Below are 14,934 nucleotides of genomic sequence, written 5' to 3'. Positions count from 1 at the left end.
CTGGAAGAATAAAGCGACTTAGTTAGAAAGTGTGTAAATATGGAATTTTCAAAGAAAACACGTGAATTATCAATTAAAAAAATGCAAGAACGTACCTTGGACCTCTTGATTATCGGTGGAGGAATTACAGGGGCTGGTGTAGCCTTGCAGGCAGCAGCTAGTGGTCTAGATACTGGTTTGATTGAAATGCAGGACTTCGCAGAAGGAACATCCAGCCGTTCAACAAAACTGGTTCACGGAGGACTACGTTACCTTAAGCAATTTGATGTAGAAGTGGTATCAGATACAGTTTCTGAACGTGCAGTGGTTCAACAAATCGCTCCACACATTCCGAAACCAGACCCAATGCTCTTGCCAGTTTACGATGAAGATGGAGCTACTTTTAGCCTCTTCCGTCTTAAAGTAGCTATGGATCTTTACGACCTCTTGGCAGGTGTCAACAACACACCAGCTGCTAACAAGGTTTTGAGTAAGGAAGAAGTCTTGGAACGCCAGCCAAACTTGAAGAAAGAAGGTTTGGTAGGAGGTGGGGTTTACCTTGACTTCCGTAACAACGATGCACGTCTCGTGATCGAAAACATCAAACGTGCCAATCAAGATGGTGCCCTCATTGCCAACCATGTGAAGGCAGAAGGCTTCCTCTTTGACGAAAGTGGCAAGATTACAGGTGTCGTAGCTCGTGATTTGTTGACAGACAAAGTCTTTGAAATCAAGGCGCGTCTGGTGATTAACACAACAGGTCCTTGGAGCGACAAGGTGCGTAATTTGTCTAATAAGGGAACCCAATTCTCACAAATGCGTCCAACTAAGGGAGTTCACTTGGTAGTGGATTCAAGCAAAATCAAGGTTTCTCAACCAGTTTACTTTGATACAGGTTTGGGTGATGGCCGTATGGTCTTTGTACTTCCGCGTGAAAACAAGACTTACTTCGGTACAACCGATACAGACTACACAGGAGATTTAGAACATCCAAAAGTGACGCAGGAAGATGTAGATTACCTACTTGGCATTGTCAACAACCGCTTCCCAGAAGCTAACATCACTATTGACGATATCGAAAGCAGCTGGGCTGGTCTTCGTCCATTGATTGCAGGCAATAGCGCTTCTGACTACAATGGTGGAAACAACGGAACCATTAGTGATGAGAGCTTCAATAGCTTGATTGCGACTGTCGAAGCTTATCTATCGAAAGAAAAAACGCGTGAAGATGTTGAATCTGCTGTCAGCAAGCTTGAAAGCAGTACGTCTGAAAAACATTTGGATCCATCTGCAGTTTCACGTGGTTCTAGCTTGGACCGTGATGATAATGGCCTTTTGACTCTTGCTGGTGGTAAAATCACAGACTACCGTAAGATGGCTGAAGGAGCTATGGAGCGCGTGGTTGATATCCTCAAATCAGAATTTGATCGTAGCTTTAAACTGATCAACTCTAAGACTTACCCTGTTTCAGGTGGAGAATTGAACCCAGCAAATGTGGACTCAGAAATCGAAGCCTTTGCGCAACTTGGAGTGTCACGTGGATTGGATAGCAAGGAAGCTCACTATCTAGCAAATCTTTACGGTTCAAATGCACCGAAGGTCTTTGCTCTTGCTCATAGTTTGGAACAAGCGCCAGGACTCAGTTTGGCAGACACTTTGTCACTTCACTATGCAATGCGCAATGAGTTGGCTCTTAGCCCAGTTGACTTCCTTCTTCGTCGTACCAATCACATGCTCTTTATGCGTGATAGTTTGGATAGCATCGTTGAGCCAGTTTTGGATGAAATGGGACGATTCTATGACTGGACAGAAGATGAGAAAGCAACTTACCGTGCGGATGTCGAAGCGGCTCTCGCTAACAATGATTTAGCAGAATTAAAAAATTAAGAAAAAATCAAAGAGGTGGAGGGCAGGCTTCCTTGTCGCCCGCCCCTTCTTTTTAATGGAGACAGAAAGATGATGAATGAATTATTTGGAGAATTTCTAGGGACTTTAATCCTAATTCTTCTAGGAAATGGTGTTGTTGCTGGTGTTGTTCTTCCAAAAACCAAGAGCAACAGCTCAGGTTGGATTGTGATTACGATGGGTTGGGGGATTGCAGTTGCAGTTGCAGTCTTTGTATCTGGAAAACTCAGTCCAGCTCATTTGAATCCAGCTGTGACAATTGGTGTGGCTTTAAAAGGTGACTTGCCTTGGGCATCCGTTTTCCCTTATATCCTAGCCCAGTTCGCAGGGGCTATGCTCGGTCAGATTTTGGTTTGGTTGCAATTCAAACCTCACTATGAGGCAGAAGAAAATGCAGGAAATATCCTGGCAACCTTCAGTACTGGACCAGCCATCAAAGATACTGTATCAAACTTGATCAGCGAAATCCTTGGCACCTTTGTATTGGTATTGACAATCTTTGCTTTGGGACTTTATGACCTTCAAGCAGGAATCGGAACCTTTGCAGTGGGGACTTTGATTGTCGGTATCGGTCTATCACTAGGTGGGACAACAGGTTATGCCTTGAACCCTGCGCGTGACCTTGGACCTCGTATCATGCATAGCATTTTGCCAATTTCAAACAAGGGAGACGGAGACTGGTCTTATGCCTGGATTCCTGTTGTGGGACCTGTTATCGGAGCAGCCTTGGCCGTTCTCGTATTCTCACTTTTCTAATTTAGAAAATAGAGCTTGAGATGAGTATCTCAGGCTTTTTTCATTGAGTATAACTTCTTAGAGCTAGCCTCCAACGATAATAATTCCTTCAAAAAATAGGAAGAATAAAGGCAATAGTTTTTGCTTTTTTATGTGAAAAATCTCACTTTTGTTTTCTGCTATTTTATGCTAAAATATTAAAAATCAAATTTTAATTCCAAAGTTGGCAACTAAGATAGGAGAGCTATATGTCTAATTCATTTATCAAATTGTTAGTCTCTCAATTGTTTGCAAATTTAGCAGATATTTTCTTTAGAGTAACAATCATTGCTAACATATACATTATTTCAAAATCAGTAATTGCCACATCACTAGTTCCCATTTTAATAGGGATATCCTCTTTTGTTGCAAGTCTTTTAGTTCCTTTAGTTACTAAAAGGATAGCGCTAAATAGGGTTTTATCTTTATCCCAATTTGGAAAGACTATATTATTGGCGATACTGGTAGGAATGTTTACCGTAATGCAATCAGTAGCGCCTTTGGTGATCTATCTATTTGTTGTTGCGATTTCCATATTGGATGGTTTTGCAGCACCTGTTTCCTATGCTATTGTGCCACGCTATGCGACCGATTTGGGTAAGGCTAACTCAGCCTTGTCAATGACTGGTGAAGCTGTTCAGTTAGTGGGTTGGGGATTAGGTGGACTCTTGTTTGCAACAATTGGTCTCTTACCTACCACGTTTATCATTTTAATCTTGTATATCATTTCTAGCTTTCTGATGTTATTTCTTCCGAAGGCGGAAGTGGAGGTGCTAGAGTCAGAAACTAATCTTGAAATTTTGCTCAAAGGTTGGAAGTTAGTTGCTAGAGATCCTAGATTAAGACTTTTTGTATCAGCAAATTTATTTGAAATTTTCTCAAATACGATTTGGGTTTCGTCTATCATACTTGTCTTTGTAACTGAGTTATTAAATGAAACGGAAAGTTACTGGGGATATTCTAATACAGCATATTCTATCGGGATTATAATTAGTGGCTTAATTGCTTTTCGGCTATCTGAAAAGTTTCTTGCTGCTAAATGGGAAAGTATTCTTTTTCCTCTTGTAGCCATGGCAATAGTGACACTGACTATTCTATATTTTCCAAATGCACAGATGTTTTTAGTATTTTCAGCTTTAGTTGGTATGTTATCGCAACTAAAAGAAGTTCCTGAAAGTGTATTTCTTCAGGAAACAGTAGAGGAAAATAACTTGGTTAATGTCTATTCCGTTCTTGAAGTGATTTCGACACTAGCATTTTCAGTATTTGTTTTGCTAATGAGCTATATTACTGAGAGTTTTGGTATTAGTATCAGTTTTTGGATATCGGCCATTTGTCTGGTGATAGAAGCTATTTTAATTTATATCAGACGAGATTATTTTAAATGAGAGACTAGTTAAAAAGTCTTTAAAAATCAGCAAATCGCATAGTATCAGGTGTTGAAAAAACTTGATATCGTGCGTTTTATTATGGGAAGATTTCCTTCATTTTCTCATGAAATGGAGTTTTGAAACAGTATCACTCTACTTGAAATATACATAGAAAAAGCGCATAACCCTTAAAATAAGCTGAAATCTAGTGAAAATGTACGGTAAACAATTGAAAAACTAGCCTATAAAGTGGTACAATGGTAGAAAAATACTATAGTAAGAGTCTATCTTATTTAGCAAAAATTACAGAAATGAATGGTTTTTCTTGATGAAACAGAGAAAAGAATTGTACCTCTTTCTTGGTCGGACAGCCTTGTATTTTCTTATCTTTCTGGGGCTGCTTTACTTCTTTAGCTATCTTGGTCAGGGTCAAGGAAGCTTTATCTATAATGAATTTTAACTTGAAGGAGAATTCCTATTGTGTCAAATAAACCAATAGTAGATATGATTGAAACCATTGAGCATTTTGCTCAGACACAGCCTAGCTATCCTGTTTACAATGTTTTGGGGCAGGAACACACTTATGGAGATTTAAAGGCTGATTCGGATAGTTTGGCTGCAGCCATTGATCAACTGGATTTGCCAGAGAAGTCTCCTGTGGTTGTTTTTGGTGGCCAAGAATATGAAATGTTGGCAACTTTTGTAGCGCTGACTAAGTCAGGTCATGCCTACATTCCAATTGATAGCCATTCGGCTTTGGAGCGAGTTTCAGCTATTTTAGAAGTAGCGGAGCCAAGTTTGATTATTGCCGTTTCAGACTTCCCATTGGAGCAGGTTTCTACGCCGATGATGACTCTAGCTCAGGTTCAAGAAGCCTTTGCTCAAGGGTCTAGATATGAGATCACGCATCCAGTCAAGGGAGATGATAACTACTACATTATCTTTACTTCTGGTACGACTGGTAAGCCAAAGGGAGTACAGATTTCACATGATAATCTCCTCAGCTTTACCAACTGGATGATTACGGACAAGGAATTTGCGACGCCAAGTCGTCCGCAAATGCTGGCTCAGCCCCCTTATTCTTTTGACTTGTCTGTCATGTATTGGGCACCGACCTTGGCACTGGGTGGTACACTTTTTGCCCTTCCTTCAGCTATTACTCAGGACTTTAAGCAACTCTTTGCGACCATCTTTTCATTGCCAATCGCTATCTGGACATCAACGCCTTCTTTTGCGGATATGGCCATGTTGTCAGAAGACTTTAATAGTGAGAAAATGCCTGGAATCACGCATTTCTACTTTGATGGAGAAGAATTGACGGTTAAAACGGCTCAAAAACTACGCAAACGTTTCCCAAATGCCCGTATTATCAATGCTTACGGCCCAACAGAAGCGACAGTAGCCCTGTCAGCTGTTGCTGTGACAGACGAGATGCTAGCGACTCTCAAACGCCTACCAATCGGTTATACCAAGGCTGATTCTCCAACCTTTATCATTGACGAGGACGGCAATAAATTGCCAAATGGCGAACAGGGAGAAATCATTGTTTCTGGACCAGCCGTTTCAAAAGGTTATATGAACAATCCTGAAAAAACGGCAGAAGCCTTCTTTGAGTTTGAAGGTCTACCAGCCTACCATACAGGAGATGTGGGAACTATGACAGATGAAGGCTTACTTCTCTACGGCGGACGCATGGACTTCCAGATTAAGTTCAACGGTTACCGCATTGAGTTAGAAGATGTCTCTCAAAACCTCAATAAGTCTCGCTTTATCGAGTCTGCTGTAGCTGTGCCACGTTATAATAAAGACCACAAGGTGCAAAATCTATTGGCTTATGTCATCTTGAAAGACGGTGTTCGTGAGCAGTTTGAGCGAGATATTGATATTACCAAGGCTATCAAGGAAGATTTAACAGATATCATGATGTCCTACATGATGCCGTCTAAATTCCTTTATCGAGACAGTTTGCCACTGACTCCAAATGGAAAAATTGACATCAAAGGATTGATTAACGAGGTGAATAAGAGATGATGGAGTTCTTTCAACAGCTTCCTCATTTAGAGCCATATGGGAATCCTCAGTATTTTGTCTATGTGATTGCTGCAACCTTGCCCATCTTTATCGGTCTCTTTTTCAAGAAACGCTTTGCCTGGTATGAAGTACTGGTTAGTCTCTTCTTTATCGTCACCATGTTGGTAGGTGGGAAGACTAATCAATTGGCTGCCTTGGGTATTTACCTTTGTTGGGAAATATTGCTCTTGCTTTTCTATAAGCACTATCGAAAAAGTAAGGATGGCAAGTGTGTCTTCTACCTAGTTAGTTTTCTGTCCCTGCTTCCGATTATCTTTGTCAAGGTGCAGCCGGCTATCAATGGAACGCAGTCTTTGCTTGGCTTTTTGGGAATTTCTTACCTGACCTTTCGTTCGGTTGGGATTATCATCGAGCTGAGAGATGGAGTGATTAAGGATTTTACCCTCTGGGAATTCCTCCGATTCCTTCTCTTCATGCCAACTTTCTCGAGTGGCCCAATCGATCGCTTTAAGCGATTTAATGAAAATTATCAGACCATTCCTGAGCGGGATGAGTTGATGGATATGTTGGATGAATCTGTTCGCTATATCATGTGGGGATTTTTGTATAAGTTTATCCTAGCTCATGTTTTAGGAGAAACTTTACTACCTCCTCTGAAGAATCTAGCTTTGCAGTCAGGTGGCTTCTTTAACCTCTATACCTTGGCAGTTATGTATACCTTTGGTTTGGAGCTTTTCTTTGATTTTGCAGGGTACTCTATGTTTGCCTTGGCTATCTCAAACTTAATGGGAATCCGTAGCCCCATCAACTTTAACAAGCCCTTTTTATCAAGGGATTTAAAAGAGTTTTGGAATCGTTGGCACATGAGCCTCTCTTTCTGGTTCCGTGACTTTGTCTTTATGCGGATGGTCATGGTGTTGACCAGAAAGAAGGTCTTTAAGAATCGCAATGTAACCTCAAGCGTGGCCTATATTGTAAATATGCTGATTATGGGATTTTGGCACGGTGTGACCTGGTACTATATCGCCTATGGACTCTTTCATGGGATTGGACTGGTTATCAATGACGCTTGGATTCGCAAGAAAAAAACGCTCAATAAGGAACGGAAAAAAGCAGGGAAGCCTGCTCTACCTGAGAATCGCTGGATTCAGTTGCTTGGCATGGTTGTCACCTTCCATGTCGTCATGCTGTCATTCTTGATCTTTTCTGGATTTTTGAATGATTTATGGTTTAAAAAATAAAGGAAATAAAATATGGATATCAAATCAGAAGTTATCGAAATTATTGATGAGTTGTTTATGGAAGATGTTTCTGACATGATGGATGAAGATCTTTTTGATGCAGGTGTTTTAGATAGTATGGGAACGGTTGAATTGATTGTGGAGATTGAAAACCGTTTTGACATTCGTGTCCCTGTAACAGAGTTTGGTCGCGACGACTGGAATACAGCCAATAAAATCATAGCTGGTATTGTGGAGCTACAAAATGCTTAAACGCTTATGGATGATCTTCGGACCGGTCTTGATAGCTGGTTTGTTGGTTTTTCTGCTTATCTTTTTCTATCCTGCTGAGATGAGCCATGATCTGGGGGCTGAAAAGCGTTCGGCGGTGGCTACTACTATCGATAGTTTTAAGGAGCGAAGTCAAAAGGTCAGAGCACTATCTGATCCAAATATGCGTTTTGTTCCCTTCTTTGGCTCCAGTGAATGGATTCGTTTTGACGGTGCCCATCCTGCGGTATTGGCTGAGAAATACAACCGCTCTTATCGCCCCTATCTTTTAGGACAGAGGGGAGCTGCCTCGCTCAATCAGTATTTTGGGATGCAACAGATGTTGCCACAACTGGAGAATAAACAAGTTGTATATGTTATCTCACCTCAGTGGTTCAGTAAAAATGGCTATGAGCCAGCAGCATTTCAGCAGTATTTTAATGGAGACCAGTTGACCAGTTTTCTGGAACATCAATCTGGGGATCAGGCTAGTCAATATGCAGCGACTCGCTTACTACAGCAGTTCCCAAATGTAGCTATGAAGGACATGGTTCAGAAGTTGGCAAGTAAAGAAGAATTGTCGTCTGCAGACAATGAAATGATTGAATTATTAGCTCGGTTTAATGAACGCCAAGCTTCCTTTTTTGGTCAGTTTTCAGTTAGGGGCTATGTCAATTATGATAAGCATGTAGTTAAGTATTTAAAGACCTTGCCAGACCAGTTTTCTTATCAAGCTATAGAAGATATTGTTAAAGCAGATGCAGAAAAAAATACTTCTAATAATGATCTGGGAATGGAGAATTATTTCTATAATACGCAGATTAAGAAGGATTTGAAGAAATTAAAGGATTCTCAGAAAAACTTTACCTATCTCAAGTCGCCAGAATATAATGACTTGCAGTTGGTTTTAACACAGTTTTCTAAATCCAAGGTAAACCCAATTTTTATCATTCCACCTGTTAATAAAAAATGGATGGACTATGCTGGTTTACGAGAAGATATGTACCAACAAACGGTGCAGAAGATTCGCTACCAGTTAGAAAGTCAAGGGTTTACCAATATAGCAGATTTTTCTAAGGACGGTGGGGAAGCTTTCTTTATGAAGGATACCATTCACCTTGGTTGGTTAGGTTGGTTGGCATTTGATAAGGCTGTTGATCCTTTCCTATCCAATCCCACCCCAGCTCCAACTTACCATCTGAATGAGCGCTTTTTCAGTAAAGATTGGGCGACTTATGATGGAGATGTCAAGGAATTTCAATAGATAATAGTATGGAAGAGTTCAAGAATGAAACTGGTTTTCACGTTTTTTCTTGACTCTTTTTTTGGTTGTGATATAATTAACCAGTAAATAATTTCAAAGAATAGTATTTTCTCTTAAAAAAGAGAAGTCTAAAAGGAAAGGAGTCAAATATGAGACAGCTAGCGAAGGATATCGATGCCTTTTTGAATGAGGTGATTTTGCAGGCGGAAAACCAGCATGAAATCCTAATAGGTCATTGCACTAGCGAGGTAGCTCTAACCAATACTCAGGAGCATATCCTCATGCTATTGTCAGAGGAATCTTTAACCAATTCAGAGTTGGCCCGTCGTCTCAATGTCAGTCAGGCGGCAGTTACCAAGGCTATTAAGTCTTTGGTCAAGGAAGGAATGTTGGAGACATCTAAAGATCCTAAGGATGCGCGTGTGATTTTTTATCAATTGACTGACTTGGCTCGTCCAATTGCTGAGGAGCACCATCATCACCATGAGCATACGCTTTTAACCTATGAACAAGTGGCGACTCAGTTTACTCCAAATGAACAAAAAGTGATTCAGCGGTTTTTGACTGCTTTAGTAGGAGAAATCAAATAATGAGATATATTACGGTAGAGGATTTGTCCTTCTATTATGATAAGGAGCCTGTTCTTGAACATATCAATTATAGTGTTGATAGTGGGGAATTTGTTACCTTGACAGGGGAAAATGGAGCGGCTAAGACGACACTGATCAAGGCCAGTCTTGGGATTCTTCAACCACGCATTGGTAAGGTGACCATTTCAAAGACAAATACCCAGGGTAAGAAATTGAGAATAGCTTATCTACCTCAACAGATTGCCAGTTTTAACGCTGGTTTTCCAAGTACGGTTTATGAATTTGTCAAGTCGGGACGCTACCCACGAAAGGGTTGGTTCCGTCGTTTAAATGCTCATGATGAGGAGCATATCAAGGCCAGTCTGGATTCAGTTGGCATGTGGGAGCACAGAGACAAACGCTTGGGTTCTCTTTCTGGGGGGCAAAAGCAACGGGCGGTAATCGCGCGTATGTTTGCTTCTGACCCTGATGTATTTATCCTAGATGAGCCGACAACGGGGATGGATGCAGGAAGTAAAAATGAATTTTACGAACTCATGCACCACAGCGCCCATCATCATGGCAAGGCTGTTTTGATGATTACCCATGACCCTGAAGAAGTTAAGGACTATGCGGACCGCAATATTCATCTAGTCCGTAACCAAGACTCGCCATGGCGTTGTTTTAACGTTCATGAGAATGACCAGGAGGTGGGCCATGCTTAGTTTATTATCTTATGACTTTATGCAACGTGCCTTTCTGGCGGTTATTGCTATGAGTCTTTTCTCGCCAGTTCTTGGAACCTTCCTTATCTTGCGTCGTCAGAGTTTGATGAGTGATACTCTTAGCCACGTCTCACTTTCAGGTGTAGCCTTTGGTCTGGTTTTGGGGATTTCTCCGACAGTTTCTACGATTGCCATTGTCTTGATTGCGGCGGTCTTTCTAGAGTATCTCCGTACGGTTTACAAGAGCTTTATGGAAATCGGGACAGCTATCCTCATGTCGACAGGTCTGTCTGTTTCTCTGATTGTCATGAGCAAGGGTAAAAGCTCTAGCTCAATGAGTTTGGACCAGTATCTTTTTGGTTCAATCGTGACTATCAGCGAAGAGCAGGTTATTTCCCTCTTTGTCATTGCGGCGGTTGTTTTGATTTTGACCTTCCTCTTCTTGCGTCCAATGTATATCTTGACCTTTGATGAGGATACGGCCTTTGTGGATGGCTTGCCAGTTCGCACCATGTCCATTCTTTTTAACATGGTGACAGGGGTGGCCATTGCCCTTATGATTCCTGCAGCAGGAGCTCTTCTGGTGTCGACCATTATGGTCTTGCCAGCTAGTATTGCCCTGCGTCTGGGGAAAAACTTTAAATCGGTTATGCTGCTTGCCAGTGCTATTGGATTTTTGGGAATGGTAGCAGGACTTTACATTTCCTACTATGCAGAAACACCTGCAAGTGCAAGTATTACCATTATTTTTGTAACTGTCTTTTTACTCATCAGTTTAGTAAGACGTTTTATCAAATAGGAGACTAACGTGAAAAAAATTAGCTTATTGCTAGCCAGTCTATGTGCCTTGTTTTTAGTGGCTTGTTCCAATCAAAAACAGGCAGATGGCAAACTAAATATTGTGACAACCTTTTACCCTGTCTATGAATTTACCAAGCAAGTCGCAGGAGATACTGCTAATGTAGAACTCCTCATCGGTGCTGGTACAGAACCCCATGAATATGAACCGTCTGCCAAGGCAGTTGCCAAAATCCAAGACGCAGATACCTTCGTTTATGAAAATGAAAACATGGAAACATGGGTTCCTAAATTGCTAGATACTTTGGATAAGAAAAAGGTGAAAACCATCAAGGCGACTGGCGATATGTTGCTCTTGCCAGGTGGCGAGGAAGAAGAGGGAGACCATGACCATGGAGAAGAAGGCCATCACCATGATTTTGACCCCCATGTTTGGTTATCACCAGTCCGTGCCATCAAACTTGTGGAGCACATCCGTGACAGCTTATCAGCAGATTATCCTGATAAAAAAGAGACCTTTGAAAAGAACGCAGCTGCCTATATCGAAAAATTGCAAGCCTTGGATAAGTCTTATGCAGAAGGCTTGTCTCAAGCAAAACAAAAGAGCTTTGTGACTCAACACGCAGCCTTTAACTACCTTGCCTTGGACTATGGACTCAAACAAGTCGCAATCTCAGGTCTCTCTCCAGATGCCGAGCCATCAGCTGCACGTCTGGCAGAATTGACAGAGTACGTCAAGAAAAATAAAATCGCCTATATCTACTTTGAAGAAAATGCCTCACAAGCCCTTGCTAATACACTTTCAAAAGAGGCAGGTGTCAAAACAGATGTCCTCAATCCTTTAGAAAGTCTGACAGAAGAGGATACCAAGGCTGGAGAAAATTACATCTCTATCATGGAGAAAAACCTCAAGGCTTTGAAACAAACAACAGACCAAGAAGGCCCAGCAATTGAGCCTGAAAAGGCAGAGGATACCAAGACAGTTCAAAATGGTTACTTTGAGGATGCAGCTGTCAAGGACCGCACCTTGAGTGACTATGTCGGTAACTGGCAATCAGTTTATCCTTTCCTTGAAGATGGTACTTTTGACCAAGTCTTTGACTACAAGGCTAAGTTGACTGGTAAGATGACCCAGGCTGAGTACAAGGCCTACTATACAAAAGGCTATCAGACAGATGTGACTAAGATTAATATCACTGATAACACTATGGAATTTGTTCAAGGTGGACAAAGCAAAAAATACACTTACAAGTATGTCGGTAAGAAAATCTTGACTTACAAGAAAGGCAATCGTGGTGTTCGCTTCCTCTTTGAAGCCACAGATGCTGACACTGGACAATTCAAGTATGTTCAGTTTAGCGACCACAATATCGCTCCAGTGAAGGCAGAACATTTCCATATCTTCTTTGGAGGTACAAGCCAAGAAGCTCTCTTTGAAGAAATGGATAACTGGCCAACCTACTACCCAGATAACCTATCTGGCCAAGAAATCGCCCAAGAAATGTTGGCGCATTGATGAGAAAACCGACTAGCTCATAAGAGCTAGTCGGTTTTTGAAATAGTGGCCTATAAATAATCATCAAATTTCACTCCTTTAAAAAACATTTGTTAAACATTTCACAAATATTTGAAAACGAATACAAAAAGTAATATAATGATGTTAAATATATAGCGCGAAGGCGCAGGAGGAAAATTATATGGCAACATTTTACGTTCCGGCAGTCAACCTTATTGGTAAAGGTGTTGTAAATGAAGTAGGTCCTTATATCAAGGAACTTGGCTATAAAAAGGCACTTTTGGTGACAGATAAGTTCATTGAAGGTAGTGACATTTTGCCTAAGGTTTTAAAACCGCTAGATACAGAAGGGATCGAATATGTCATCTTTAGCGATGTAGAGCCAAACCCTACTTGTAAGAATGTCACAGATGGGGTAGCTGCTTTGGAAGAACATGGATGTGATTTTATCATCAGTCTTGGTGGTGGGTCTCCACAGGATGCAGCTAGTTGTATCTCTATCATAGCTACAAATGGTGGAAAACCACAGGATTATGAGGGGCTTCATAAGTCTGCTCAAAAAGGCTTACCAGTCGTAGCTATCAATACAACTGCAGGAACTTCTGCAGAAATCACTATTAACTATGTGATTACGGACGAAGAACGCAAGGTTAAGATGGTAATGGTTGACAAGAATAGCCTTGCCTTGATTTCTGTTAATGATCCTGAATTGATGCTCTCTAAGCCTAAAGGCTTGACTGCAGCGACAGGTATGGATGCTTTGACTCACGCTGTTGAAGCTTTGGTAACACCTGGTGCTTATGATGTGACTAAGAAACTCTCTATCGGAGCTATTGAGCTTATCAAGGAATACCTTCCTCGTGCAGTGGCAAACGGACATGACATTGAAGCGCGTGAAGGTATGGTCAATGCCATCTTCCTTGGGGGTATGAGCTTTAACAATGCAGGTCTTGGTTATGTTCACTCAATGGCTCACCAACTCGGCGCAGTATATAATTTGCCACACGGTGTTTGCTGTGCCATGTTGCTACCAGTTATAGAACGTGAAAATGCTAAACGTGTACCAGAAGCTTTCCGTAATGTTGCCAAGGCCTTGGGACTTTATGTGGAAAGTAAATCAGATGAAGAGTGTGCTGATTATGCAATTGCTGAGATTGAGAAACTGTCTGAAACCGTAGGTATTCCTAAGAAACTGACTGAGCTTGGTATTGAAGAAAAAGACTTTGACTTTGAATACCTTTCTAAGAATGCCTTGATTGATGCCTGCGCACCAGGAAATCCATTTATGCCAACCTTAGAAGAAACGATTGCATTTTATAAAGAGTTGTTTTAGTTAGGTATTAGACGACAATGTGACAATTCACCTCTAATTATTGACATTTCAGGAAAAATCGCAGTAAAAACTGCACAGCCTTCTTTAAATGTGCTATAATACAGGAAAATAATGATGGAGGTCACGATAATGGCAACATTTTTGATGATTTTTGTGGTGGTTTGTGTGCTCCTATTGGTGATAGTCACACTGAGTACAGTTTATGTGGTTCGTCAGCAGTCGGTGGCGATTATTGAACGCTTTGGGAAATACCAAAAGGTTGCCAATAGCGGTATTCATATTCGCTTGCCTTTTGGGATTGACTCGATTGCAGCGCGGATTCAGTTGCGCTTGTTGCAAAGCGATATTGTGGTTGAGACTAAGACCAAGGACAATGTGTTCGTTATGATGAATGTAGCGACTCAGTACCGTGTCAATGAGCAGAGCGTGACAGATGCCTACTATAAACTCATGCGTCCAGAATCTCAGATTAAATCTTATATCGAAGACGCTCTTCGCTCTTCTGTTCCAAAATTAACCTTGGATGAATTGTTTGAGAAAAAAGATGAGATTGCCCTTGAAGTCCAACACCAAGTAGCAGAAGAAATGACTACTTATGGTTATATTATCGTGAAAACCTTGATAACCAAGGTTGAACCAGATGCAGAAGTTAAGCAATCCATGAATGAAATCAATGCGGCGCAACGTAAGCGGGTGGCAGCGCAAGAATTGGCGGAAGCTGACAAGATTAAAATTGTCACTGCAGCTGAAGCCGAAGCAGAAAAAGACCGCCTTCATGGTGTGGGGATTGCCCAACAACGTAAGGCGATTGTGGATGGGTTGGCAGAGTCTATCACCGAACTCAAGGAAGCCAATGTTGGTATGACAGAAGAGCAAATCATGTCCATTCTTTTGACCAACCAGTATTTGGATACCTTGAATACCTTTGCCTCTAAAGGAAATCAGACTATCTTTTTACCAAATACGCCAAATGGTGTGGATGATATCCGTACACAAATCTTGTCAGCCCTCCGTGCTGAGAAGAAATAATAGACTAAAGAGCCTGACTCCAGGCTCTTTTTGCGTAGCTCTTGTAGCTTTGAGGACTAAATCCTCCTCTACAAATTATAGAATCTTTTCTGAGTATTTAGGGAGTGATGGAGGAAGTGTTGAAAGCGCTTTTGTTTTGTGCTATAGTCAA

14 protein-coding genes are annotated in these 14,934 nt (G+C 41.3%); all 14 read left to right on the top strand.

Going from position 1 to position 14,934, the window contains the following annotated elements; all coding sequences use genetic code 11:
• Positions 1 to 39 precede the first annotated feature (39 nt).
• The 14 genes from glpO (at position 40) to B7703_RS04910 (ending at position 14,783) form a co-directional block, all read left to right on the top strand.
• A complete protein-coding gene (gene glpO, locus B7703_RS04975; protein ID WP_084923863.1) occupies positions 40 to 1,866 on the top strand; it encodes a type 1 glycerol-3-phosphate oxidase in 1,827 nt (608 codons plus the stop codon).
• Positions 1,867 to 1,935: 69 nt separating this feature from the next.
• Positions 1,936 to 2,640: an MIP/aquaporin family protein gene (locus B7703_RS04970; protein WP_000980817.1), complete on the top strand. Its 705-nt coding sequence runs from the start codon at positions 1,936 to 1,938 to the stop codon at positions 2,638 to 2,640.
• Between the two features lie 227 nt (positions 2,641 to 2,867).
• A complete protein-coding gene (locus tag B7703_RS04965; RefSeq protein WP_084923862.1) occupies positions 2,868 to 4,046 on the top strand; it encodes a ryptide export MFS transporter in 1,179 nt (392 codons plus the stop codon).
• Positions 4,047 to 4,356: 310 nt separating this feature from the next.
• Positions 4,357 to 4,488 (top strand): teichoic acid D-Ala incorporation-associated protein DltX, encoded by a 132-nt coding sequence (locus B7703_RS04960; protein ID WP_000813667.1) that lies wholly within the window; start codon positions 4,357 to 4,359, stop codon positions 4,486 to 4,488.
• A gap of 20 nt (positions 4,489 to 4,508) precedes the next feature.
• Positions 4,509 to 6,059, top strand: coding sequence for a D-alanine--poly(phosphoribitol) ligase subunit DltA (dltA, locus tag B7703_RS04955; protein WP_070528378.1), 1,551 nt, complete (start codon positions 4,509 to 4,511; stop codon positions 6,057 to 6,059).
• On the top strand, positions 6,056 to 7,300 hold the full coding sequence (gene dltB, locus B7703_RS04950; RefSeq protein WP_084923860.1) for a D-alanyl-lipoteichoic acid biosynthesis protein DltB: 1,245 nt from the start codon (positions 6,056 to 6,058) through the stop codon (positions 7,298 to 7,300). The genes dltA and dltB overlap by 4 nt, the downstream gene beginning before the upstream one ends.
• A gap of 12 nt (positions 7,301 to 7,312) precedes the next feature.
• Entirely contained in the window at positions 7,313 to 7,552 is a 240-nt protein-coding gene (gene dltC, locus B7703_RS04945; RefSeq protein WP_000351967.1) for a D-alanine--poly(phosphoribitol) ligase subunit DltC, read from the top strand.
• Positions 7,545 to 8,813, top strand: a complete 1,269-nt coding sequence (dltD, locus tag B7703_RS04940) for a D-alanyl-lipoteichoic acid biosynthesis protein DltD (RefSeq protein ID WP_084923859.1) — start codon at positions 7,545 to 7,547, stop codon at positions 8,811 to 8,813. Before dltC ends, dltD begins: the two co-directional genes overlap by 8 nt.
• A 149-nt stretch (positions 8,814 to 8,962) precedes the next feature.
• A complete protein-coding gene (gene adcR / locus B7703_RS04935; protein ID WP_001249308.1) occupies positions 8,963 to 9,403 on the top strand; it encodes a zinc-dependent transcriptional regulator AdcR in 441 nt (146 codons plus the stop codon).
• On the top strand, positions 9,403 to 10,107 hold the full coding sequence (locus B7703_RS04930; RefSeq protein WP_001269496.1) for a metal ABC transporter ATP-binding protein: 705 nt from the start codon (positions 9,403 to 9,405) through the stop codon (positions 10,105 to 10,107). The genes adcR and B7703_RS04930 overlap by 1 nt, the downstream gene beginning before the upstream one ends.
• Positions 10,100 to 10,906: a metal ABC transporter permease gene (locus B7703_RS04925; protein WP_084923857.1), complete on the top strand. Its 807-nt coding sequence runs from the start codon at positions 10,100 to 10,102 to the stop codon at positions 10,904 to 10,906. Before B7703_RS04930 ends, B7703_RS04925 begins: the two co-directional genes overlap by 8 nt.
• A 9-nt stretch (positions 10,907 to 10,915) precedes the next feature.
• A complete protein-coding gene (gene adcA / locus B7703_RS04920; RefSeq protein ID WP_084923856.1) occupies positions 10,916 to 12,421 on the top strand; it encodes a zinc ABC transporter substrate-binding lipoprotein AdcA in 1,506 nt (501 codons plus the stop codon).
• Between the two features lie 181 nt (positions 12,422 to 12,602).
• Entirely contained in the window at positions 12,603 to 13,754 is a 1,152-nt protein-coding gene (locus B7703_RS04915; RefSeq protein ID WP_084923854.1) for an iron-containing alcohol dehydrogenase, read from the top strand.
• A gap of 144 nt (positions 13,755 to 13,898) precedes the next feature.
• Positions 13,899 to 14,783 carry an SPFH domain-containing protein gene (locus tag B7703_RS04910; protein WP_004235732.1) on the top strand — a complete coding sequence of 295 codons (885 nt, stop codon included), beginning with the start codon at positions 13,899 to 13,901 and terminating at the stop codon, positions 14,781 to 14,783.
• Positions 14,784 to 14,934: the final 151 nt, after the last annotated feature.

Source organism: Streptococcus mitis, from assembly GCF_002096735.1.
Taxonomy (GTDB): Bacteria; Bacillota; Bacilli; order Lactobacillales; family Streptococcaceae; genus Streptococcus; species Streptococcus mitis_CZ.
The sequence above is the reverse complement of the archived record's forward strand: the minus strand, read 5'-3'. Positions and strand labels throughout refer to the sequence as shown.

Excerpts from the sequence above, each read along its gene's own strand:
- glpO (WP_084923863.1), top strand. The coding sequence starts at position 40 with ATGGAATTTTCAAAGAAAACACGTGAATTATCAATTAAAAAAATGCAA.
- adcR (WP_001249308.1), top strand. The coding sequence starts at position 8,963 with ATGAGACAGCTAGCGAAGGATATCGATGCCTTTTTGAATGAGGTGATT.
- dltB (WP_084923860.1), top strand. The coding sequence starts at position 6,056 with ATGATGGAGTTCTTTCAACAGCTTCCTCATTTAGAGCCATATGGGAAT.
- B7703_RS04965 (WP_084923862.1), top strand. The coding sequence starts at position 2,868 with ATGTCTAATTCATTTATCAAATTGTTAGTCTCTCAATTGTTTGCAAAT.
- dltD (WP_084923859.1), top strand. The coding sequence starts at position 7,545 with ATGCTTAAACGCTTATGGATGATCTTCGGACCGGTCTTGATAGCTGGT.
- B7703_RS04915 (WP_084923854.1), top strand. The coding sequence starts at position 12,603 with ATGGCAACATTTTACGTTCCGGCAGTCAACCTTATTGGTAAAGGTGTT.
- B7703_RS04910 (WP_004235732.1), top strand. The coding sequence starts at position 13,899 with ATGATTTTTGTGGTGGTTTGTGTGCTCCTATTGGTGATAGTCACACTG.
- B7703_RS04960 (WP_000813667.1), top strand. The coding sequence starts at position 4,357 with ATGAAACAGAGAAAAGAATTGTACCTCTTTCTTGGTCGGACAGCCTTG.
- dltC (WP_000351967.1), top strand. The coding sequence starts at position 7,313 with ATGGATATCAAATCAGAAGTTATCGAAATTATTGATGAGTTGTTTATG.
- B7703_RS04930 (WP_001269496.1), top strand. The coding sequence starts at position 9,403 with ATGAGATATATTACGGTAGAGGATTTGTCCTTCTATTATGATAAGGAG.
- B7703_RS04970 (WP_000980817.1), top strand. The coding sequence starts at position 1,936 with ATGATGAATGAATTATTTGGAGAATTTCTAGGGACTTTAATCCTAATT.
- B7703_RS04925 (WP_084923857.1), top strand. The coding sequence starts at position 10,100 with ATGCTTAGTTTATTATCTTATGACTTTATGCAACGTGCCTTTCTGGCG.